General features: G+C 70.8%; 23 protein-coding genes. 13 read left to right on the forward strand and 10 right to left on the reverse strand.

Annotated features, from left to right (window positions below):
• The first annotated feature begins 46 nt into the window (after positions 1 to 46).
• Positions 47 to 2653: an ATP-dependent chaperone ClpB gene (gene clpB / locus JAV51_RS06220; RefSeq protein ID WP_197319657.1), complete on the forward strand. Its 2607-nt coding sequence runs from the start codon at positions 47 to 49 to the stop codon at positions 2651 to 2653.
• Positions 2654 to 2734: 81 nt separating this feature from the next.
• Positions 2735 to 3442 (forward strand): hypothetical protein, encoded by a 708-nt coding sequence (locus tag JAV51_RS06225; protein ID WP_197319658.1) that lies wholly within the window; start codon positions 2735 to 2737, stop codon positions 3440 to 3442.
• Between the two features lie 38 nt (positions 3443 to 3480).
• Here the strand turns inward: JAV51_RS06225 and JAV51_RS06230 are convergent, their stop codons facing one another.
• A complete protein-coding gene (locus JAV51_RS06230) occupies positions 3481 to 3912 on the reverse strand; it encodes a hypothetical protein (protein WP_197319659.1) in 432 nt (143 codons plus the stop codon).
• Positions 3913 to 4013: 101 nt separating this feature from the next.
• On the opposite strand from JAV51_RS06230, the gene JAV51_RS06235 reads away from it, so the two are divergent.
• The 4 genes from JAV51_RS06235 to JAV51_RS06250 all read left to right on the forward strand — a co-directional run bounded on the left by JAV51_RS06235 (position 4014) and on the right by JAV51_RS06250 (position 6627).
• The gene (locus JAV51_RS06235; RefSeq protein WP_197319660.1) at positions 4014 to 4781 is read left to right on the forward strand and encodes an SDR family oxidoreductase; all 768 of its coding nucleotides are present in this window, start codon (positions 4014 to 4016) and stop codon (positions 4779 to 4781) included.
• 26 nt (positions 4782 to 4807) lie between these two features.
• Positions 4808 to 5392, forward strand: a complete 585-nt coding sequence (pyrE, locus tag JAV51_RS06240; protein WP_197319661.1) for an orotate phosphoribosyltransferase — start codon at positions 4808 to 4810, stop codon at positions 5390 to 5392.
• A 159-nt stretch (positions 5393 to 5551) separates the two neighbouring features.
• The gene (locus tag JAV51_RS06245; RefSeq protein ID WP_197319662.1) at positions 5552 to 5941 is read left to right on the forward strand and encodes a DUF2784 domain-containing protein; all 390 of its coding nucleotides are present in this window, start codon (positions 5552 to 5554) and stop codon (positions 5939 to 5941) included.
• Positions 5938 to 6627: an RNA methyltransferase gene (locus JAV51_RS06250; protein ID WP_197319663.1), complete on the forward strand. Its 690-nt coding sequence runs from the start codon at positions 5938 to 5940 to the stop codon at positions 6625 to 6627. The genes JAV51_RS06245 and JAV51_RS06250 overlap by 4 nt, the downstream gene beginning before the upstream one ends.
• A gap of 22 nt (positions 6628 to 6649) precedes the next feature.
• On the opposite strand, the gene JAV51_RS06255 is transcribed toward JAV51_RS06250, so the two are convergent.
• The gene (locus JAV51_RS06255) at positions 6650 to 7675 is read right to left on the reverse strand and encodes a LacI family DNA-binding transcriptional regulator (RefSeq protein ID WP_197319664.1); all 1026 of its coding nucleotides are present in this window, start codon (positions 7673 to 7675) and stop codon (positions 6650 to 6652) included.
• Between the two features lie 125 nt (positions 7676 to 7800).
• Between JAV51_RS06255 and JAV51_RS06260 the strand changes: the two genes are divergently transcribed.
• Both JAV51_RS06260 and JAV51_RS06265 read left to right on the forward strand, forming a co-directional pair.
• The gene (locus JAV51_RS06260; RefSeq protein ID WP_197319776.1) at positions 7801 to 8688 is read left to right on the forward strand and encodes a PfkB family carbohydrate kinase; all 888 of its coding nucleotides are present in this window, start codon (positions 7801 to 7803) and stop codon (positions 8686 to 8688) included.
• Positions 8685 to 9320, forward strand: a complete 636-nt coding sequence (locus JAV51_RS06265) for a nucleoside/nucleotide kinase family protein (RefSeq protein WP_197319665.1) — start codon at positions 8685 to 8687, stop codon at positions 9318 to 9320. Before JAV51_RS06260 ends, JAV51_RS06265 begins: the two co-directional genes overlap by 4 nt.
• 28 nt (positions 9321 to 9348) lie before the next feature.
• Here JAV51_RS06265 and JAV51_RS06270 read toward each other — a convergent pair whose 3' ends face one another.
• Together JAV51_RS06270 and JAV51_RS06275 are read right to left on the reverse strand one after the other, a co-directional pair.
• Positions 9349 to 10020 (reverse strand): DedA family protein, encoded by a 672-nt coding sequence (locus JAV51_RS06270; protein ID WP_197319666.1) that lies wholly within the window; start codon positions 10018 to 10020, stop codon positions 9349 to 9351.
• 124 nt (positions 10021 to 10144) lie between these two features.
• Complete coding sequence (locus JAV51_RS06275) at positions 10145 to 10657, reverse strand: MarR family winged helix-turn-helix transcriptional regulator (protein ID WP_197319667.1); 513 nt, start codon at positions 10655 to 10657, stop codon at positions 10145 to 10147.
• 165 nt (positions 10658 to 10822) lie between these two features.
• Between JAV51_RS06275 and JAV51_RS06280 the strand changes: the two genes are divergently transcribed.
• A complete protein-coding gene (locus JAV51_RS06280) occupies positions 10823 to 12208 on the forward strand; it encodes an FAD-binding oxidoreductase (protein ID WP_197319668.1) in 1386 nt (461 codons plus the stop codon).
• A 12-nt stretch (positions 12209 to 12220) separates the two neighbouring features.
• Here the strand turns inward: JAV51_RS06280 and JAV51_RS06285 are convergent, their stop codons facing one another.
• The 3 genes from JAV51_RS06285 to JAV51_RS06295 form a co-directional block, all read right to left on the reverse strand.
• The gene (locus JAV51_RS06285; RefSeq protein WP_197319669.1) at positions 12221 to 12619 is read right to left on the reverse strand and encodes a hypothetical protein; all 399 of its coding nucleotides are present in this window, start codon (positions 12617 to 12619) and stop codon (positions 12221 to 12223) included.
• An 84-nt stretch (positions 12620 to 12703) separates the two neighbouring features.
• A complete protein-coding gene (nagA, locus tag JAV51_RS06290) occupies positions 12704 to 13864 on the reverse strand; it encodes an N-acetylglucosamine-6-phosphate deacetylase (protein ID WP_197319670.1) in 1161 nt (386 codons plus the stop codon).
• A gap of 88 nt (positions 13865 to 13952) precedes the next feature.
• Positions 13953 to 14576, reverse strand: a complete 624-nt coding sequence (locus JAV51_RS06295) for an RNA polymerase sigma factor (RefSeq protein WP_197319671.1) — start codon at positions 14574 to 14576, stop codon at positions 13953 to 13955.
• A 135-nt stretch (positions 14577 to 14711) separates the two neighbouring features.
• On the opposite strand from JAV51_RS06295, the gene JAV51_RS06300 reads away from it, so the two are divergent.
• Positions 14712 to 14990, forward strand: coding sequence for a YciI family protein (locus tag JAV51_RS06300; protein ID WP_197319672.1), 279 nt, complete (start codon positions 14712 to 14714; stop codon positions 14988 to 14990).
• Here the strand turns inward: JAV51_RS06300 and JAV51_RS06305 are convergent.
• Both JAV51_RS06305 and JAV51_RS06310 read right to left on the reverse strand, forming a co-directional pair.
• A complete protein-coding gene (locus JAV51_RS06305) occupies positions 14984 to 15448 on the reverse strand; it encodes a pyridoxamine 5'-phosphate oxidase family protein (RefSeq protein WP_197319777.1) in 465 nt (154 codons plus the stop codon). The genes JAV51_RS06300 and JAV51_RS06305 overlap by 7 nt on opposite strands.
• A 43-nt stretch (positions 15449 to 15491) precedes the next feature.
• Positions 15492 to 16406, reverse strand: coding sequence for an SDR family oxidoreductase (locus tag JAV51_RS06310; RefSeq protein ID WP_197319673.1), 915 nt, complete (start codon positions 16404 to 16406; stop codon positions 15492 to 15494).
• 116 nt (positions 16407 to 16522) lie between these two features.
• On the opposite strand from JAV51_RS06310, the gene JAV51_RS06315 reads away from it, so the two are divergent.
• From JAV51_RS06315 to JAV51_RS06325, 3 genes are all read left to right on the forward strand, one after another.
• Positions 16523 to 17359, forward strand: coding sequence for an LLM class F420-dependent oxidoreductase (locus tag JAV51_RS06315; RefSeq protein WP_197319674.1), 837 nt, complete (start codon positions 16523 to 16525; stop codon positions 17357 to 17359).
• Between the two features lie 164 nt (positions 17360 to 17523).
• The gene (gene fbaA / locus JAV51_RS06320; protein ID WP_197319675.1) at positions 17524 to 18552 is read left to right on the forward strand and encodes a class II fructose-bisphosphate aldolase; all 1029 of its coding nucleotides are present in this window, start codon (positions 17524 to 17526) and stop codon (positions 18550 to 18552) included.
• Positions 18553 to 18604: 52 nt separating this feature from the next.
• A complete protein-coding gene (locus JAV51_RS06325; protein ID WP_197319676.1) occupies positions 18605 to 19021 on the forward strand; it encodes a DUF3151 domain-containing protein in 417 nt (138 codons plus the stop codon).
• Positions 19022 to 19028: 7 nt separating this feature from the next.
• Here JAV51_RS06325 and JAV51_RS06330 read toward each other — a convergent pair whose 3' ends face one another.
• Entirely contained in the window at positions 19029 to 19697 is a 669-nt protein-coding gene (locus JAV51_RS06330) for an HNH endonuclease family protein (RefSeq protein ID WP_197319677.1), read from the reverse strand.
• Positions 19698 to 19782 lie beyond the last annotated feature (85 nt).

Here is a 19782-nt window from a genome sequence, read left to right on the forward strand (position 1 = left end):
GATGATGTCGAAGACGGTTCTTCGCAGCACACGACAGAGGTGAGGGATGGACGCTTTCAACCCGACGACGAAGACGCAGCAGGCGATCTCGTCCGCTGCGCAGGCCGCCACCATGGCGGGTAACCCGGAGATCTCGCCCGCACACCTGTTGGGCGCGCTGCTGTCCCAGAGTGACGGGCTGGCCGCCCCTCTCCTCGCGGCCGTGGGAGCCGACGCCGCCGAGGTGCGCAAGGAGCTGGAGCCGCTCACGGCGGGGTTGCCGTCGGCCACGGGCGCCACCGTGTCGACGCCCCAGTTCGACACCTACGCCGTCAAGTCGCTGACACACGCGCAGAAGCTCGCCACCGAGCTGGGCGACGAGTACGTCTCCACGGAGCACGTGCTCGTGGGGCTCGCTGCCGAGGGCGGTCCGGTGGCGAGCCTGCTCAAGCGCCACGGTGCGACACCGGAGGCGCTGCGGGAGGCGTTCACCAAGGTCCGTGGCTCGGCCCGGGTCACGACGCCCGAGCCCGAGGGCACCTACCAGGCGTTGGAGAAGTACGGCGTCGACCTCACCGAGCGCGCCAGGGCGGGGGAACTCGACCCGGTGATCGGCCGGGACTCCGAGATCCGCCGGGTGGTGCAGGTGCTGTCGCGGCGCACCAAGAACAACCCGGTGCTGATCGGCGAACCGGGTGTCGGCAAGACCGCGATCGTTGAGGGGCTCGCCCAGCGCATCGTCGCGGGTGACGTGCCCGAGTCGTTGCGCGGCAAGCGGGTGGTCGCGCTCGACCTCGGGTCGATGGTGGCGGGTGCGAAGTACCGCGGCGAGTTCGAGGAGCGACTCAAGGCCGTGCTCAAGGAGATCAAGGAGTCGGACGGACAGGTCGTCACCTTCATCGACGAGCTGCACACGATCGTCGGCGCGGGCGCGGCAGGCGGCGGGGACTCCTCGCTCGACGCGGGCAACATGATCAAGCCGATGCTCGCGCGTGGCGAGTTGCGCATGGTCGGTGCCACGACGCTCGACGAGTACCGCCAGCACATCGAGAAGGACGCCGCCCTGGAGCGGCGGTTCCAGCAGGTGTTCGTGGGCGAGCCGTCGGTCGAGGACGCCGTCGGCATCCTCCGTGGGCTCAAGGAGCGCTACGAGGTGCACCACGGTGTGCGCATCACCGACGCCGCGCTGGTGGCCGCCGCGACGTTGTCCGACCGCTACATCACGGCCCGCTTCCTGCCGGACAAGGCCATCGACCTCGTCGACGAGGCCGCCTCGCGTCTGCGGATGGAGATCGACTCGCGCCCCGTCGAGATCGACGAGGTGGAGCGTGCGGTGCGGCGCCTGGAGATCGAGGAAATGGCTCTGTCCAAGGAGGACGATCCGGCTTCGAAGGAGCGGCTGGAGGCGCTGCGGGCGGAACTCGCCGAGCGGCGCGAGGAACTGAACGCGTTGACCGCGCGCTGGCAGAACGAGAAGGGCTCGATCGAACGCGTCCGCGAGCTGAAGGAGCAGTTGGAGCAGCTTCGCGGTGAGGCCGACCGCGCCGAGCGGGACGCCGACCTCGGTCGGGCTGCCGAGCTGCGGTACGGCCGCATCCCGGCGCTGGAGAAGGAGCTGGAGGAGGCCACGCGCGCCACGGAGGCGAAGGCCGCCGACGTGATGCTCAAGGAGGAGGTCGGCGCGGACGACGTCGCCGATGTGGTGAGTGCGTGGACGGGCATTCCGGCCGGGCGACTGCTGGAGGGCGAGACCGGCAAGCTGCTCCGGATGGAGGAGGAGCTGACCAAGCGGGTGGTCGGCCAGTCCGACGCCGTGAAGGTCGTGTCCGACGCGGTGCGCCGGGCGCGCGCGGGAGTGTCCGATCCGGACCGGCCGACGGGATCGTTCCTGTTCCTCGGCCCGACGGGCGTCGGCAAGACCGAGTTGGCAAAGGCGCTCGCTGAGTTCCTCTTCGACGACGAGCGCGCGATGCTGCGCATCGACATGAGCGAGTACAGCGAGAAGCACTCGGTGGCTCGCCTCGTGGGAGCCCCGCCCGGGTACGTCGGCTACGAGCAGGGTGGCCAGCTCACCGAGTCGGTGCGCAGGCGGCCCTACACCGTGGTGCTGCTCGACGAGGTGGAGAAGGCCCACCCGGACGTCTTCGACGTGCTGTTGCAGGTGCTCGACGACGGCAGGCTCACCGACGGCCAGGGCCGCACGGTGGACTTCCGCAACACCATCCTCGTGTTGACGTCGAACCTGGGTTCGCAGGCGATCGCCGACCCGACCCTGTCGGACGCGCAGCGTCGGGACTCGGTCATGGCGGTGGTTCAGCAGCACTTCAAGCCGGAGTTCCTCAACCGGCTCGACGACGTCGTGGTGTTCCACGCGCTCGACACCGAGCAGCTCGGGGCGATCGTCGACATCCAGATCGGGCGGTTGGCCGAGCGGCTGTCGCAGCGCAGGCTCACGTTGCAGGTCACGCCCGCCGCGCGGGAGTGGCTCGCGCTCAACGGCTACGACCCCATCTACGGCGCCCGGCCGCTGCGCAGGTTGGTGCAGTCCGCGATCGGCGACCAGCTGGCGAGGAAACTGCTGGCAGGCGAGGTGCGGGACGGCGACACGGTGCTGGTCGACACGCCCGAGATCGACACCGGTCAGGACGCTCTCCAGGTCTCGCGGGTCGAATGATCGAAAATGCTCCGAACGGGTACGGCCGACACGGCCCGCTTGATCTTGGTCGGCGGGTCGTGACGGCTACTCTGTATCGCCGTGGGTATTCCAGCGTGGATCTGGTTCGTCATCGCCGCCGTCGCCGCGGTGGCCGGGCTCGCCCTGCTGACCGCCGACCGGGCGCGGGAGAGTTCGCGTAACCGCGAGCGCGCACGCTGGGCGGAGCTGCGGGGTTGGCAGTACGTCGAGGAGGACGAGCGGCTGCCCCGGCAGTGGTCGGGTGGTGCGATCGGCTACTTCGGCGCGCAGGGTGCCGTGAACGTCGTCGCGGGCTCCACCTTCACCTCCGACGGTCGTCGTCCGGTGTTCGTGTTCGACATCGAGGCCGACAACGTCATTCCCGCGGTCATCGTGGCCGTGCGCTGCAACCGGGTCCACCCGGTGCTGTTGGAGCTGTGGCTGGCGAGCGTGCCGTTCCAGCGCGCGGAGATGCCGGAGCTGCTGGGGCCGGTGGGCCAGCGGTACGCGTTCGCCGACGACCTGAGCGGGGCGAGGGCGATGATCAGCCAGGATCTCGTGGACTCCGCCGACGCGCTCGGCGGTGACGTCGGCGTGGCGTGGCTGGAGGGCGAGTGGGTGCTCGCGAGCGTCGCGCCGAACGTGGGGCCGTCGCGACTGGAGCGGCTGTTGCGCGACCTCGGCGAGATCGCCGACATCGTCGACCCGTTCGACGACGACGTCGTGCAACCGAGCCTCGCGAGCGGGCGAGCGTCGGCCGACGCGCCCGACGACAAGCCTCGGGACTGAGATCTTCGAGCCGCGTCCGTCGGCCCGGCTCGGAGGTCTCAGCCGAGTTCGAGGGTTCCCGACAGGTGCACCCGGTCGTCCTGCGGCGGCTCGGCCACCGGAGGTTCGGGCAGGCGGGGTTCGTGCACCTGGGGTTCGGGCACGGGCAACGGAGCGCGAGTCGGCGGCACTTCGGTGCGTGACTGGCCGAGGGGCTGCTGCCACGGGCCCGCGACGCTGTGGGCGTCGGGTTCGAGATCGAGACCGGACAGATCGAGCGTTCCTGTGAACCGACCCTCGTCCCGGGTCGACAGTTCTCGGTAGATCAAGGTGTGCTCGACGGGTTGGGACCCCGCGGCGACGCCCTCCGCGTAGGAACGCGGGTCGACGTCCGAATCCGACGGTTCGGGCACCTCGGACACATCGGTGCAGTCCAGCGCTGCGGTGAAGCCGCGAACGAACGACAGGTAGTCGATCTCACCGTTCTCCATGTGGCGTCATTCCTCGCACCGGCGCAGGCCCCGCGGTCACTCCGGTCGAAAGATACTGCCTGTGTCCCGTGACGCGCTCCGCAGGGCGGTAGTTTGGGATCATGCCCGTTGCGCTGATCACAGGAGCCACCGCCGGAATCGGGGCCGCTTTCGCCCGCAGACTCGCGTCGCAGCACGTCGACCTGGTGTTGGTCGCGCGCACCGAATCGCGGTTGACGGAGCAGGCGCAGCGGTTGCGGGACGAGTACGGCGTGACGGTGGAGGTGCTGCCCGCCGACCTGTCGTCGCGTGACGGCATGGCCGCGGTGGAGCGACGCCTGGCCGACCCCGGTGTGGACCTCCTCGTCAACAACGCCGGCCTCGGCCTGGCCGGTGAGTTCTGGACCGCCTCGATGGACGAGTTGCAGCACCAGCTCGACGTGAACGTCACGGCGGTGCTCCGGTTGACCAGGGCGGCGTTGCCCGTGATGCGTGAGCGGGGTTCCGGCGCGATCGTCAACGTCTCCAGCGTCGCCGGGTTCTTCTCCGGACGGGGCTCCACCTACACGGCCAGCAAGGCGTGGGTGACGTCGTTCTCCGACGGCCTCGCGTCGGCGCTGCACGGCTCGGGGGTGCGCGTCATGGCGCTGTGCCCGGGCTTCACCCACACGGAGTTCCACGAGCGCGCGAGCCTGGAGAAGGCCGGTCCGAAGGCGTTCTGGTTGTCGGCCGACCGCGTGGTGGACGAGGCGCTCGCCGACCTGCGGCGAGGTCGGGTGATCTCGGTGCCGACCAGGCGGTACAAGGCGGTGGTGGCCGTCGGACGACTGCTGCCGAGGGAGCTGGTGCGCAGGCTCGGTGCGCGGTTCGCGGGACGCGACCGCACCTGAGCCACACCCCACGCGGAAAACGGGTCGTGTCAGACTTGGTGTCCGTGGCGAACCCTTCCCCTTCCCTCGATTCCGCAGCGAAGATCGAACTCGCTCGGCTGGTCAGCGAACTCTGTGTCGTGCACGGCAAGGTGACCCTGGCCTCCGGGGTGGAGGCCGACTACTACATCGACCTGCGCAGGGCGACCCTGCACCACCGCGCCGCTCCGCTGATCGGCAGGCTGTTGCGGCAACTGACGTCCGACTGGGACTTCGTGGCCGTCGGCGGCCTCACCCTCGGTGCGGACCCCGTGGCCACCGCGATGCTGCACTCGGCCGCGGCCGACGGCGTGGTCCTCGACGCCTTCGTGGTGCGCAAGTCGCTCAAGGAACACGGGATGCAACGACGTATCGAGGGTATGGAGGTGGCGGGCCAGCGCGTGCTCGCGGTGGAGGACACCTCGACCACCGGCGGCAGCGTGCTCACCGCCGTGGACGCCCTCACCGAGGCGGGCGCGACCGTCGTCGGCGTGGCGACGGTGGTCGACCGGGCGACCGGGGCCCGTGAGGCGATCGAGGCCAGGGGGCTGCCCTACCGGTATCTGCTCGACTTGGACGACCTCGGTCTGTGATCGTCCGCCGGTCGTGTCGGAAGGTCACCGGCACGGCCCGCCGGTGACCGAAGTCCGCTCACGATCCGGTCTCCGTTCGATTCTCGAAACCCTCCCCACCTGCCCGTGTCGGAGTAACGTTTGCCCTGACCAGGGGGAGTCGACACGGGCAGGTGGCCGATGCTGGGGTTTCTCACGACACTGACGACGGGTGTCCACTTCCTGGCGCTGCTCTACATCGGTCTCGGCGGGTTCCTCGCGTGGTTCTGGCCGCGGGCGATCCTCGTCCACATCGTCTTCGCTCTGTGGGGCGTCGCGGTGAACGTCCTTCCGCTGTCGTGTCCGTTGACGGAGTTGGAGGACCACCTGCGCGGCCTGCAGGGCTTGGGCCCGCTGCCGGGCGGGTTCAACGAGTACTACATCTACGGCACGCTGTTCCCCCGCGAGGCGCTGCCGGTGGTCGGCATCGGCGCGTTGGCGCTCGTCGTGTTCTCCTACCTCGGGGCGTACCTGCGTTGGCGGGCCCGTGGCGGCTCGACGACCTCGGACGCGAGCACAATGGCGGGGTGAACCGCCGGACGAGCCAGAATTCGACACCCGCGTACGAGCCGGAGGCGGTGGGGCCGACGGAGTGGACCCACCGGGACGACGTGGGCGTGGGCCCGTGGGAGGGGCCGTGGCCCACGGACGACCGGTACGACCCCGAACTGCTGGAACACGGCGATCGCCGCAACGTCGTCGACCGGTACCGCTACTGGCGGCGCGAGGCGATCGTGGCGGACATGGATGCGCGGAGGCATCCGTTCCACGTCGCGATCGAGAACTTCCAGCACGACCACAACATCGGCACGGTGGTCAGGACCGCGAACGCGTTCGCGGCGCAGGCGGTGCACATCGTGGGCAAGCGGCGCTGGAACCGGCGCGGGGCGATGGTCACCGACCGCTACCAGCACCTGCATCACCACGCCGAGGTGTCCGGTCTCGTGCAGTTCGCCGCCGACCACGGGCTGACGATCGTGGCCGTGGACAACACCCCGGGCGCCCGGCCGATCGAGACGGCGAGTCTGCCCCGGGAGTGCGTGCTGGTGTTCGGGCAGGAGGGGCCGGGCCTGTCGGAGGCGGCGCAGGAGGCCGCCTCGCTCGTGGTGTCGATCGCGCAGTTCGGCACCACCAGGTCGATCAACGCGGGCGTGGCCGCGGGCATCGTCATGCACGCCTGGGTGCGGGAGCACGCCGACCTGTCGAAGGCCTGGTGACGCCCGGGTGCCACGCCGCTGGTCACGTCAGGGGCGGTGGACATCCGCACGACTGCCGGTGGCGCAGTGTCGGGGCGAGCCGCACGGTCTCGGGTGGCCGGTTCGGGTCGCGCAGGCGGTCGAGCAGGAGCCGGACGGCCGCTCTCCCGATCTCCGCCACCGGTTGCGCCATCGTGGTCAACGGCGGCTCGACGAGCTCGGCCCACTCGGGGTCGTCGTAGCCGGCGACGGCGAGATCGGTCCCGATCCGCAGGTAGCGCCGCCTGGCCTCGTGGAGGACGCCGACCATCATGGCGTCGTTGGCCACCACCACCGCGGTGGCGGGCTCGGGCAGGTCGAGCAGCCGGCCGAGCGCCTCGGCACCCCGGCGTCGCTCGGAGAAGCCACAGACCACGAGTTCGGGATTCCAGGGCAGCCCCGCCCTGCCGAGGCCGAGGCGGTAGCCGAGCGTGCGTTCGTCGCTGGTGGCCAGTCCTGCGGCGCCGCTGATCAGCCCGATGCGTCGGTGACCGTGCGCGGCGAGATGCTGCGTGAGTGCGGAGGTCGCCTGGATGTTCTCGGTACCGACCTGGTCGTGGTCGGACCGTGGGCTGAGCCGGTCGACGAGCACGGTGGGGATGCCCACCGTTTCCAACTCGGAGAGCACGCTCCCGTCGCCCGGAACCGGGGTCAGGAGCAGACCTTCGACTCGCCGGGCTCGCAGGGCGCGCACGATCTCCTGCTCGGTGTCGACGGTGTCGTGGGTGTCGGACAGCAGCACCGTGTAGCCGGCGTCGGCGGCCTCGCGTTCGATGGCCTGGATGAGCGTCGCGAAGTACGGGTTGGCCAGCAGGGAGATCGCCACGCCGATGGTGCGCGTCCCACCGGTCACGAGCGAGCGCGCGATGACGTCGGAGGTGTAGCCGGTGCGGGCGACGGCGTCGAGGACGGCGGCGCGAGTCTCCGGTGCCACCTGCCGGGTTCCGTTGACCACGTGGGAGACCGTGGTGATGGAGACCCCGGCCAGTTCGGCGATGTCACGTTGGGTCGGTCTTCGGGGCGGCGGCATGGTGCACCTCTCCTGATCACAAGTCGTCGATCTGCACCGCCAAGCGTTTGCGCAAACGCTTGCCGCCACCCTAACCGTTGCTTACCGTGCGTGGCAGGAATTCGAGGCCGGGAGGCATGTCAGAGGTGAGCGTGCTGCTGGCGGGGCTGTGCACCGTCGATCTCGTTCAGCGCGTCACGCACCTGCCCGCGCCCGGGGAGAAGGTGCAGTCCGGTGGCGTCCAGGTGGCCGCCGGTGGTCCCGCCACCAACGCCGCGGTCACCGTCGCTGCGCTGGGAGGGGACGCGACGCTGCTCACGGTCCTGGGCCGCCATCCGCTGGCACTGCTCGCCCGGGACGACCTCGCCGACCACGGGGTCACCGTGATCGACCTGCTTCCCGAACGGGACGCGCCACCGCCGCTCAGTTCGGTCACCGTCCGTGATCACGATGGTGAGCGCACCGTCGTCTCGCACAACGCGGCGGCCCTGGAGGACGCGGTCGACGCGTTCGACCTCGACGAGCACCCGGCGTGGCAGCGACGGCGGCCGGACGCCGTGCTGGTCGACGGTCACCACCCGGCGCTCGCTCTCGCCGCCGCGCGCTGGGCGCGTCGTCACGACCGGCCTCTGGTGGTCGACGCGGGGAGCTGGAAGCCCGTGTTCGCCGACGTGTTCCCCCTCGCCGCCGTGGTGGCCTGTTCCGCGCGGTTCCGAGCCCCCGAGGGCGCTCTGGACGACGTCGCGGTGGTGGTCACGACGGCGGGGCCGGAGCCGGTTCGCTGGCGGACGCGCGGCGGTTCGGGCACCGTCGCCGTGCCGGAGGTCGACGCGCGGGACACTCTGGGGGCGGGTGACGTGTGGCACGGAGCGTTCGTGTCCCGACTCGGCCCAGGGCGAGCCGGGGAACACCGGAACGACGACCGCCTCGTCGAGGACATCGCCTTCGCCAACGCTGTGGCCGCCGAGCGGGTGCGGCACGTGGGACCCCGGAGCTGGATCGGCCCGGTCAGGGCAATGATGGGAGAGAGATGACGTCGTTCGAGGAACTGCTGGACCGGGCGCACGCCCTGGTGGACCGGGGTGAGCGCACGGTGCTGGGCATCGCGGGCGCGCCCGCGTCGGGCAAGACCACGCTCGCCTGGCGGTTGGCCGACGCGCTGGGGGCTCACGCCGTCGTGGTCGGCATGGACGGCTTCCACCTCGCGCAGGTGGAGCTGAACCGCCTCGGTCGCACCGACCGCAAGGGCGCGCCCGACACCTTCGACGCCTACGGCTACGTGAACCTCGTGCGGCGTCTCGCGGCGGGTGACGAGCCCGTGTACGCGCCGGAGTTCCGCAGGGAGATCGAGGAGCCCATCGCGGGCGCGGTACCGGTCCTGCCGCATGTGCGTCTGGTGATCACCGAGGGGAACTACCTGCTGCTCGACACCGAGCCGTGGAGCGAGTTGCGGTCGCTGCTCGACGAGGTCTGGTTCCTCGAACCGGACGAGGACGCCCGCATCGAGCGGCTGGTGACCCGGCATCGCAAGTTCGGCCGGTCGCTCGTGGAGGCACAGCAGCGGGCACGCGGTTCGGACCAGCGCAACGCCGACCTCATCGCCCCCACGGCGCAGCGCGCCGACCTGGTGATCAAGGACATGGAGCTGCCCCACTTCGCGGTGTGACCCGCCCGCCCGCGCGGACGCGGGGCGGTCAGGCGCTTGCGGCCTCCGCCTCGTCGTCCACGGGCTTGCGCATCTCCTGGCGGTAGCGCCAGGCACCGTAGGCGGTCCCGATCACGAAGAACGCGACGCTGCCCCACACCAGGACGGTGTTGAGCCACGGGATCGCGGTGAGCAGACCGGCGGCGTAGTAGCCGAGCAGCACGAGGGTGGGCACCCACAGCACGGCGCCCGCGGCGGTGGCCAGCATGAACCGGCGGGGGTTCATGCCCGCGGCCCCGGCGATCAACGGGGCCAGCGTGCGAATCCACGGGATCCAGCGCGCGGCCACGATGGCCAGGAAGCCCTTGCGGTCGAGGAACGACTTGGCGCGGTCCAGGTTCTCCTGATTCAGCATCTTGCCGCCTCGGCGGGCGATGAACCGGGTCCCGGTCTGCCGTCCGACGTAGTAGCCGACCTGGTTGCCGACGACCGCGGTCGCGAGCGCGACGCCCGAGAGCGCCCACGCCTGGCCCTCGACGTCGTGCTGGGCGAGCACCACCCCCGCGGCGAACAGCAGCGAGTCGCCGGGCAGGAAGAGTCCCACGATCAGCGCGCACTCGACGAACACGAAGCTGAGGACGATGAGCCATACCAACAGCGGCCCGGCCGTCGACAGCCAGTCGAGTCCGATCGTCGTGGCTTCGGCGTTGACTGCATCCACGTCGGCAGCGTACGTGCCGGGCGATCGTCGTGGTGCCCGGCTGCCGGGATCGACGGTGACGTGAAGCGGTGCGGACCGCAGCGGCCACGGCGACGCGGGTCGTGTCGCGACCCCGGCGTCACGCTCAGTGCCCGGTCGTCCGGTGCTCGGAGGTGCTCGGTGCGGCCAGCGGGTCGCAGGTCTCGATGCGGTCGTTGAGGCGACGCAGCAGCACGTTCACGGTGACCCGGTCGGCCTCGGACCACTCGTCGAGGACGTGCTCCAGCCAGTGGTTCAGGCGCTCCCGGTTGGTCTCGAACACGCGTCGGCCCTGCGGGGTGGCGGCGAGCAGCGAGGCCCGCCGGTCGGCGGGGTCGGCGAGACGTTCCACGAGGCCGTGCTCCACCAGTGAGCTGATCTGCCTGCTGATCGTCGAGACGTCGGAGTGCAGTGACTCCGCCAGTCGGCTCGTGCGCTGCGGTCCCCGGTCGACGAGGTGGAACAGGATCGCGTAGGCCGCGCGCTCCACACCGTCCGGCCCCTCTTTCGTGACCCGGGACTTGGCGCGGGCGGTCAACCGGACGAGCCGGACCAGTTGGGTGGCCACCTGGTCGGTGCTGCCGTCGGGGTCGTCGGGGTGGGAGAGCTGCGCAGACATGGATTCATTCCGCTGTCATGGTCGGTCGAGGGGAGCAGAGTGGTCACGGCAACGATCCCGGCGTCGGCGGGTGCCCGGCAAGTCGTTCACCTGTGAGGAGTAGCACCTGCGAACACTTTCCGGTCGGGTGTGAACGATTCACGGTTCACCCGTTAGCGTGAGTGTATGAGTAACGCCCTCCTCGACCGGCTGCGCGCCGACCTCGGTGCCGCGGCCGTGGTGACGGACCCCGACGTCATGGCGACCTACTCGCGTGACCAGATGCCGCTCGCGCCTGCGGGCACTCCGTTGGCCGTGGTGTTGCCCGAGGACGCCGCCGGAGTCCAGGCCGCGGTGAGGGCGTGTGCCGAGGCGCGGGTGCCCGTGGTGCCCCGGGGCGCCGGAAGCGGGCTGTCGGGGGCGGCCAACGCCGTCGACGGCTGTGTCGTGGTCGTCACCACGAAGCTCGACCGGATCGTGGAGGTCGATCCCGAGAACCGCCTGGTGGTGGTCCAGCCGGGTGTGGTGAACCAGGCGCTGCGCGACGAGGTGGCCAAGCACGGGCTCTTCTACCCGCCCGACCCGTCGAGCTACGACTGGTGCACGATCGGCGGCAACCTCGCCACCAACGCGGGCGGACTGTGCTGCGTGAAGTACGGCGTGACAGCCGATTTCGTGCTCGGGCTGGAGGTCGTGCTGGCCGACGGGTCGGTGTTGCGCACCGGTCGGCGCACGGTCAAGGGCGTCGCGGGGTACGACCTCACCCGGCTCTTCGTGGGCAGCGAGGGGACCCTCGGGATCATCACCGAGGCCACTCTGGCGTTGCGCCCCCTGCCGCAGGCTCCTGCGACCCTCGTGGCCGCGTTCCCGTCCGCTCCCGCCGCGGGCGCGGCCGTCAGCGGCATCGTGCGTGAGGGGCTCGTGCCGTCGCTGATGGAGATCATGGATGCGGCGACCATCGACGCCGTGCAGACGTACCTGCGCACCGACCTCGGCACGGGGTCGGACCGGGGAACGCTGTTGCTCTGTCAGTCCGACGCGGGTGGCGCGCAGGCGAGCACGGAGCTTGCGGCCATCGAACGGGTGTGCCGCGAGGCGGGCGCCGAGATGACCTACCACACCGACGACGCCGTCGAAGGCGACCTGCTCATGCGGGGTCGCAGGGTCGCGCTCACCGCGTTGGAGAGCCGGGGCACGTGCATGACCGACGACGTGTGCGTGCCGCGGACCCGCATCGCTGAGCTGATCACCGGCTGTGAGCGCATCGCCGATGACGTGGGACTGACCGTGGCCGTCGTGGGACACGCGGGTGACGGCAACATGCACCCGACGGTCGTCTACGACGCACACGCCGAGGGCGAGTTCGAGCGCGCCAAGCGGGCGTTCGACGCGATCCTCGACCTCGGGCTCTCGCTCGGCGGCACGGTGACCGGCGAGCACGGCGTCGGCAAGTTCAAGCAGGAGTGGTTGAGCCGCGAGATCGGTCCGGTGGGCATCGACGTCCACCGGCGACTGAAGCGCGCCCTCGACCCGGAGAACCTGTTCAACCCGGGGTCGATGTTCTCGCTCTGACGACGCGCGCCGTCAGAGCACGGTGAACAGGCCGATCACCGATCCCACGGCGAGACCGAGCGACGCGGCGAGGAGCAACACCCAGCGTGCGGCCAGCGGTTCCGTCTCCAGCCGGTGACTGCCACGTCCGGCCTGGGCGGTGTGGGTGTCGGTGTCGTCGTTCGCCCGTCGGGCGGGCGGTTCGCCGTCTGCGGCGCCGGAGAGCAACCCGTACCCGGCGGAGCCGCCGGGAAGATCCGTGCCGGGCGCCGGTCGTGCGGCGGGCATGGTGGGTCGCGCGGGCGGCGTCGGCTGCGTGGTCTGTGCGGGCGGTGTCGAGGGCACCGTCGGCGCCGTGGGGGCTGCCGGTGGTGCGTACCGCGCCTGCGCACGCAACGCCTCCGCAAGCAGGCGCTCCGGGTCGTCGCTCATCGCTGCTCAGCGTAGTCCGGGCGTCGGACGTCGACCGGGCCCCCACGGTGGTGTCGCACGCGCGCGTCCGGGGCTCCCACCGGCTCAGACCACGCCTGGCGGGGTGACGACCCAGGAACCGCGGCGCAGGACACCGGTGAGTCGCAGGTCGTCGTCGAGCACCACCAGGTCGGCGAGCAGGCCGGGCCGCAGCGAACCGGTCTCGGTGTCGATGCCCAGCAACGCCGCCGGGTGGGTGGCAGTGGCCGCGACGGCGTCGGCGATGTCCAGACCGGCGTCGAGCACCAGGTTGCGGAACGCGGCATCCATGGTGAGGGTGCTGCCCGCCAGCGCCCCGCTGTCCGGGAGCGTGGCGACCCCGCCCGCGACGTCCACGTCGAGGTTGCCCAGCCGGTACCGGCCGTCGGCGACGTCCGTGGCCGACATGGCGTCGGTGACCAGCACCGTCCGCGAACGCCCCGCGTGCCGGGCCGCGAGCCGCAGCACGTCGGGATGGACGTGGACGAGGTCGCAGATCAATTCCACGCTGACCCGCTCGTCGTCGAGCAGCACGCCCACCGGTCCGGGTTCGCGGTGGTGCAGTGGCCGCATGCCGTTGAACAGGTGGGTCGCCACGGTGGCGCCCGCGTCGACGGCGGCCCGCACCTGCTCGCCCACCGCGTCGGTGTGTCCGATGGCGGCGATCACGCCCGACTCGACGAGCGCGCGCACGGCCTTGATGCCGCCGGTGAGTTCCGGGGCCAACGTCACCATGCGGATGGTGCCGTGGCCCGCGTCGAGCAGGCTTTCGACGACGGCGGGGTCGGGTTCGCGCAGCACGGCGGGGTCGTGTGCCCCGCACCGGGCCTCGGCGATGAAGGGTCCCTCCAGGTGTGTGCCGACGAGGTCGCCGTCGGTGACGAGGTCCTGCAGCGCCGCGAGCTGGTCGGCGATGACGTCCGGGGTCGCCGACACGAGACTCGCCACCAGGCTGGTGGTGCCGTGCCGCCGGTGGGTCTCGATCGCGGTGTGCGCCTCGTCGGGGTCGGCGCTGGTGAACGACCCGCCTCCGCCGCCGTGGCAGTGCATGTCGACGAAGCCGGGCACGACGTGCGCGCCGGCGAGGTCGAGGTGTTCGCCCGCCGGGGGCGTTCCCGTCCCCACCGCGCTGATCCGCTCACCCGAGACGGAGAGCCACCCCGTGTCGAGCGTTCCGTCGGGGCAGTGGACGCGTGCGCCGGTGAGGACGATGTCGGTGCCGTTCACAGTCACATCTTATTGGTCCAGACCAAGAGGGAGCCATCGTCCGGGGTCGTCGCGGACGTGACGTGGCTTGCGCCGGTCGGCGTCCGCGTCAGTGACCTCTCGGGTTTCGGCCGTCGTTCATCGCGCGTTGCAACGCCTCCAACGCGCGGCTCGCCGTGGACTTCACCGTTCCCCGCGAGATGCCCGCGGCCTCCGAGATCTCCGCCTCGGACAGGCCGCCGTAGTAGCGCAGCACGAGCACCTCACGCTGCCTCGGCGGCAGCTTCGACAGCGCGGCCACCACGGCCTGGTGCTCGGTGGAGAGCATGGCGAGGCTCTCGGCCGAGCGGGCGTTGACAACGTGCGGCGGCACGTAGTCCCGCGCGGTCTTGCGTCGACGCAGGACGCTGCGGGAGCCGTTGACGACGGCCGTCCGCAGGTACGACACCGCGGCGGCGGCGTCGCGCAGCTTGCCCCAGTTGCGGTGCAGACCCGTGAACGCCTCCTGCACGACGTCCTCGGCCGTGGCGGGCTCGTCCACGAGCAGGATCGCCAGGCGCACGAGCCGCATCCGGTGCTGCCGGTAGAGGTCCTCCAGGGTCAGCGGGCCGGACGGCTGCACCCGCTGGACGGGAGCGTCCAACGTGCGCAGATGGGACAGCGTCTGTTCGACGTCACGCTCCGCTCCGCGCGCGACCCCACGGTGTCGCATCGGCTCGGCGCTGCCGTGCATCGAAAATCCCGCCCATCCTCGTCGACTTCTCCTGGACAAGAGCGTATCGGCTGTCGACCCGCGGACCTAACGTACGGGCGTCCCGCGTCGGGGGCGCCTTCTTCGCGCACGTCGGCCGGGCCGTAGCGTGGAGGCATGGCGTGGTTCGTGGTGGAGCAGACGTACGTGCCGGAGACGTTCGCCGCGGTGCGGCCCCGGCACCGGCAGTTCCTGGCGTCGCTGGTGGAGGACGGCACAGTGGCGGTCGCGGGTCCTGTCGGCGACACGGGTGGCATGGTCATCTACCGGGCGGACGACCGGGAACACCTGCAGCGGATCATCGACGCCGACCCGTACCACCTGGAGGGCGTGCTGGCGGAGCGCACGGTGCGGGAGTTCGATCCGGTGCTGGGAGCCTGGCTGACGGGTCAGTAGCCGCCGCCGAGCTTCGTGTGGTCCCAACTCACGACCGTCGTCGGCGTGCACACCAACCCCACGCGTTTGGTCGCCTGAGCGGCGACCAGCCCACGCACGGCGTCGGGGTCGGTGCCCTCCGGAGCGCGGGCGAGGGCGAGGGCGAGTCCGATGCTCGTCACCGTGTCGAGGTCCGTGACGAGCTCGACGTCGCACTCCAGCGACACCCCGCGGAGTTCGTCGTAGGACTGCCCGGACTCCACGAGCAGCGTCGCGCGCGGGTCGCGGCGGAGGTTCTGCGCCTTCTGCGACCGCGCGTACGTCCAACTCGCCAGCCGCCACTTGGAGCCGTCGGTCTCGCGCACGACGTACCAGAGCGGCACCAGGTGCGGTCGGCCGTTCGGGCCGAGGGTGGCGATCGTGACGGTGCTGTCGGCGGCGCGGTCGGCGACGAATCGCGCGACCTCGTCGTCGGTCATCCGGATCGCGTCGCGGCGCGACGAAGCAGCCACGGGCCGGACCCTACTTCCGACTCACGGTCGCCGCTCGGCCGCCGTGGCCGGTGATCGCCGCTTCCTTGGCGCCTCGTCGGGCGATGTCGTCGAGCGCCGCCCGGTCGGCCGCCGGAACCCGCGACCGTGACCCGAGCTCGACGAGCGGCGGAAGGAACGCGCGGATCAGCTTGATCGCGCCGACCCAGCGAGGGACGTGGATCGTGCGGGCCCGCCTGCGGATGCCTCGTTGGAGGTCGTCGAGCGCGACCCGCAACGGGTAGGTCTTGCCCAGTGGGCCGGGCATGGATCCCCGAAGCCTGCCGAACACGGGGTGGGCGTCGGCGCTCTCCACCAGGTCGGTCTTGATCCACGTCGGGTGAGCCACGCCGACCTTCACGCCGAGGTGGGCGACCTCGGCCCTCAGGCTGTTGCAGAACGCCTCGACCCCGGCCTTCGCGGCGGCGTAGTTCGCCATGCCGGGCGCGTGGGTGATGGCGGCCAGCGACGAGATGGCCAGCAGGTAGCCCTTGCGCTCGATGACGTGCGGCAGCGTGACGCGGAACGTGCGCCACACGCCGAGCAGGTCGACCTCGAAGACCCGCTCGAACGCCTCCGGATCGACCGAGCGCACGAAGCCCGTGGTGGCGATGCCCGCGTTGGCGATGACGACGTCGATGCCGCCGAAGTGGGCGACGACGCCGTTGACCGCGGCCTGGAGGGCCTTCCAGTCGGTGACGTCGGCCTGCCACGAGCGGGCGGCGGGGCCGATGCGGTCGGCGACCCGCTGCTGTTCCTCGGCCTCCAGACCGACGAGGGCGACCTTCGCTCCGTCGGCCGCGAGTCGTTCGGCGAGTCCCGCGCCGATCCCTCGGGCGGCGCCCGTGATGAGCACGACCTTGTTGCGCACGTTCCTCGTGGTCCACCAGGTGGGCAGCGACGTCATCGGGTGCCTCTCCTCGTTGCGGTCTGCACGGCTGATCCGCAACTTACTCGAAGTAGGCTACTCCGCGGTAGGGTTGTGGTCGGAATGATCGCGGACGACCTTCCGTTGCCAGGGGCATGACAGTGAACCTCGGTTCCATCGGGATCTGGCATGTCGCGCCGCACCTCGACGCCTCGCTCGCGGCCGAGGCGGAGAAACTCGGCTACGGAGCCGTCTGGCTGGGTGGTTCACCGCCCGCCGACCTGCGTGCCGTCGAGGAGCTGCTCGACGCGACCGAGCGCATCGCCGTGGCCACCGGCATCGTCAACATGTGGCAGGCCGACCCGGTCGAGACCGCCCGCTCCTACCACCGCATCGCGGCGAAGCACCCGGGACGCTTCCTGCTCGGCGTCGGCGTCGGCCACCGCGAGGTCACGCAGGAGTACCAGAAGCCCTACGACCGGATCGTGTCCTATCTGGACACTCTCGACGCCGAAGGGGTGCCCCGCGACGCCCTCGTGCTCGCCGCGCTCGGCCCGAAGGTGCTGCGGTTGTCCGCCGAGAGGACGGCGGGAGCGCACCCGTACCTCACCACGCCCGAGCACACCCGCCGGGCACGCGAGATCCTCGGCGACGGTGTTCTGCTCGCGCCCGAGCAGAAGGTCGTGCTCGACCCCGACCCCGAGCGGGCCCGCGCGGCCGCTCGCCCGATGGTGTCGCATTACCTTCGACTGACGAACTACGTCAGCAACCTCCGCAGGCTCGGCTGGACCGAGGCCGACGTCGCCGACGGCGGCAGCGACGCGCTCGTCGACCAGCTCGCCGTCCACGGCGACGCCGACACGGTCGCCCGAGGCGTGCGGGCCCACCTCGACGCCGGTGCCGACCACGTCTGCGTCCAGGTCCTGCCGCACGGGCCGGACCCGCTTCCCGCCTACCGCGAACTCGCCGAGGCGTTGGGACTCGGAGGTTGATCGATTCGGATACAAGGGGTTGATCGATCAGGGTCCGAAGGGGTAATGCGGCTCACCGCGAGAGTGCGTCTTCGCTCGTACTATGCGGGCGAGAGGGTGCCCGGCGCGCGTGTCGACGCGCGAGGGCGCCGTCCCGCAAGCGCCCGTTCCCGAGGAGGACAACGATGCCCATCGCCACACCCGAGGTCTACGCCGAGATGCTGGACCGGGCCAAGGCGAACGAGTTCGCGTACCCGGCCATCAATGTGACCTCGTCCGAGACGCTCAACGCCGCGCTGCGGGGATTCGCCGAGGCGGAGAGCGACGGGATCATCCAGTTCTCCACCGGCGGGGCGGAGTTCGCCTCCGGTCAGAAGGTGAAGGACATGGTGACCGGCGCGCGTGCGCTCGCCGAGTTCGCCCACGTCGTCGCCGAGAAGTACCCGGTGAACGTCGCCCTGCACACCGACCACTGCCCGAAGGACAAGCTGGACGGCTTCGTCAACCCGCTGATCGAGCTGTCGCGGGAGCGCGTGAAGCGCGGGGAGAACCCGCTCTTCCAGTCGCACATGTGGGACGGCTCGGCCATCGACCTCGACGAGAACCTCAAGATCGCCGCGGAGCTGCTGGAGCGTGCCGCCGACGCGAAGATCATCCTGGAGGTCGAGATCGGCGTCGTCGGCGGTGAGGAGGACGGCGTCTCCAACGAGATCAACGAGAAGCTCTACACCGCCGAGGGCGACTTCCTGAAGACCGTCGACGCGCTCGGTGCCGGGGAGAAGGGCCGCTACCTGCTCGCCGCCACGTTCGGCAACGTGCACGGCGCCTACAAGCCCGGCGCGGTCAAGCTGCGTCCCGACGTGCTCAAGCGAGGCCAGGCCGTGGCCGCCGAGAAGCTCGGGCTGCCCGAGGGCTCGAAGCCGTTCGAGCTGGTGTTCCACGGCGGGTCGGGCTCGCTGCTGGAGGAGATCCACGAGGCGGTGTCGTACGGCGTCGTGAAGATGAACATCGACACCGACACGCAGTACGCGTTCACCCGCCCGGTGGCGGCGCACATGTTCACCAACTACGACGGCGTGCTGAAGGTGGACGGCGAGGTCGGCAACAAGAAGACCTACGACCCGCGCAGCTACCTCAAGAAGGCCGAGGAGTCGATGGCCGCGCGCGTCGTGCAGGCCGCCGAGCACCTCAAGTCGGCCGGTCGCAAGCTCTGACCGACCCGGCGCTGTCGAGGGCCCGCCGTGCGTCATGGCGCACAATGACGTCATGACGCACGGCAACCTCCTCGAACCCGAACCCACCCGACTTCCGGAGCGGCCCGAGGCGCAGGCCGCTCTCGACTCCGCCACGGACCCGGCCGACGTCGCGGCCGAGCACCCGGACTTCAGCGAGGCGTGGGCCGCGCTGGCGGAGCGGGCGCTGGCGGACGGCGAGGTCGTCGCCGCCTACGCCTACGCCCGCACGGGGTATCACCGGGGACTCGACCAGTTGCGCAGGTCGGGCTGGAAGGGGTTCGGTCCCGTTCCGTGGTCGCACCGGCCGAACCAGGGGTTCCTGCGTTCGCTCGCCGCGCTCGCGCGTGCGGCGAAGCACATCGGTGAGACCGAGGAGTGGGAGCGGTGCTCGACGTTCCTCGCCGACTCCGACCCCGAGGCGCCGAAGGCCACCGGCCTGGCCGAGTGAGCGGGTCTCAGCAGCGGTCGAGCATGTCCTTCAGCGCGACCTTCTCGTCCTCCTCCACCGTCAGCTCCCAGGTGTGCTTCACGTCGATCCAGTAGATCGCGTAGGTGCACCAGTAGCTCTCCAGCGGTGGCCGCCAGGACTCGGGGCCCTTGTCGCCCTTGGCCTGGTTGACGCGGTCGGTGACGGCGAGCAGGTTGACGCCGTCGAGGTCGTTCGCGAACTGCTCGCGCTCGTCGTCGGTCCAGGTGCTCGCGCCGGAGCGCCAGGCCTCGGCCAGCGGCACGACGTGGTCGATGTCGACGTCGGACGGGTCGGTCCAGGTCTCCCCGTCGTACGGGCTCGTCCACGAGCCGGTCGTCGGGCGGCACTTGTCGTCCACCTTCACGCCGTCACCGTCGCGCTTGAGGACCACCTCGCGGGTGTTGCAGCCCTCGCCCTGGTTGCTCCAGTGCGGGAAGCGGTCGCGTGAGTAGCCGTCCATGGGGCCGTCCGGGGCGACCTTCAGCTCGTCGAGCTGCCGACGCGCGGTGTCCGCGGCGTCCGTCTCCGCACCGGACGTGGCCGTCGTGGAGCTGTCGGTTGCCCCCTCGACGCGGTCTTTGACGGCGGCGCAGCCGCCCAGCAAGAGGACACTGGCGGTGATGGCTATTGCACGGAGAGTGGTTGACTTGCGCACCACTCGACTGTGACCGATTCGGGTGAACAACTCAATACGTACGGTGAACGTCACACGAGAAGACGAGCGGGGAGCCCCCGGATCG

It is taken from the genome of Saccharomonospora sp. NB11 (assembly GCF_015910535.1).
Taxonomy (GTDB): Bacteria; Actinomycetota; Actinomycetes; order Mycobacteriales; family Pseudonocardiaceae; genus Saccharomonospora.

Excerpts from the sequence above, each read along its gene's own strand:
- JAV51_RS06285 (WP_197319669.1), bottom strand. The coding sequence starts at position 12,619 with ATGAGCGACGACCCGGAGCGCCTGCTTGCGGAGGCGTTGCGTGCGCAG.
- JAV51_RS06295 (WP_197319671.1), bottom strand. The coding sequence starts at position 14,576 with ATGCACGGCAGCGCCGAGCCGATGCGACACCGTGGGGTCGCGCGCGGA.
- JAV51_RS06310 (WP_197319673.1), bottom strand. The coding sequence starts at position 16,406 with ATGACGTCGCTGCCCACCTGGTGGACCACGAGGAACGTGCGCAACAAG.
- JAV51_RS06305 (WP_197319777.1), bottom strand. The coding sequence starts at position 15,448 with ATGACCGACGACGAGGTCGCGCGATTCGTCGCCGACCGCGCCGCCGAC.
- JAV51_RS06325 (WP_197319676.1), top strand. The coding sequence starts at position 18,605 with ATGACGCACGGCAACCTCCTCGAACCCGAACCCACCCGACTTCCGGAG.
- JAV51_RS06315 (WP_197319674.1), top strand. The coding sequence starts at position 16,523 with ATGACAGTGAACCTCGGTTCCATCGGGATCTGGCATGTCGCGCCGCAC.
- clpB (WP_197319657.1), top strand. The coding sequence starts at position 47 with ATGGACGCTTTCAACCCGACGACGAAGACGCAGCAGGCGATCTCGTCC.
- JAV51_RS06300 (WP_197319672.1), top strand. The coding sequence starts at position 14,712 with ATGGCGTGGTTCGTGGTGGAGCAGACGTACGTGCCGGAGACGTTCGCC.
- JAV51_RS06265 (WP_197319665.1), top strand. The coding sequence starts at position 8,685 with ATGACGTCGTTCGAGGAACTGCTGGACCGGGCGCACGCCCTGGTGGAC.
- JAV51_RS06280 (WP_197319668.1), top strand. The coding sequence starts at position 10,823 with ATGAGTAACGCCCTCCTCGACCGGCTGCGCGCCGACCTCGGTGCCGCG.
- JAV51_RS06230 (WP_197319659.1), bottom strand. The coding sequence starts at position 3,912 with ATGGAGAACGGTGAGATCGACTACCTGTCGTTCGTTCGCGGCTTCACC.
- JAV51_RS06255 (WP_197319664.1), bottom strand. The coding sequence starts at position 7,675 with ATGCCGCCGCCCCGAAGACCGACCCAACGTGACATCGCCGAACTGGCC.
- fbaA (WP_197319675.1), top strand. The coding sequence starts at position 17,524 with ATGCCCATCGCCACACCCGAGGTCTACGCCGAGATGCTGGACCGGGCC.
- JAV51_RS06275 (WP_197319667.1), bottom strand. The coding sequence starts at position 10,657 with ATGTCTGCGCAGCTCTCCCACCCCGACGACCCCGACGGCAGCACCGAC.
- JAV51_RS06245 (WP_197319662.1), top strand. The coding sequence starts at position 5,552 with ATGCTGGGGTTTCTCACGACACTGACGACGGGTGTCCACTTCCTGGCG.
- JAV51_RS06235 (WP_197319660.1), top strand. The coding sequence starts at position 4,014 with ATGCCCGTTGCGCTGATCACAGGAGCCACCGCCGGAATCGGGGCCGCT.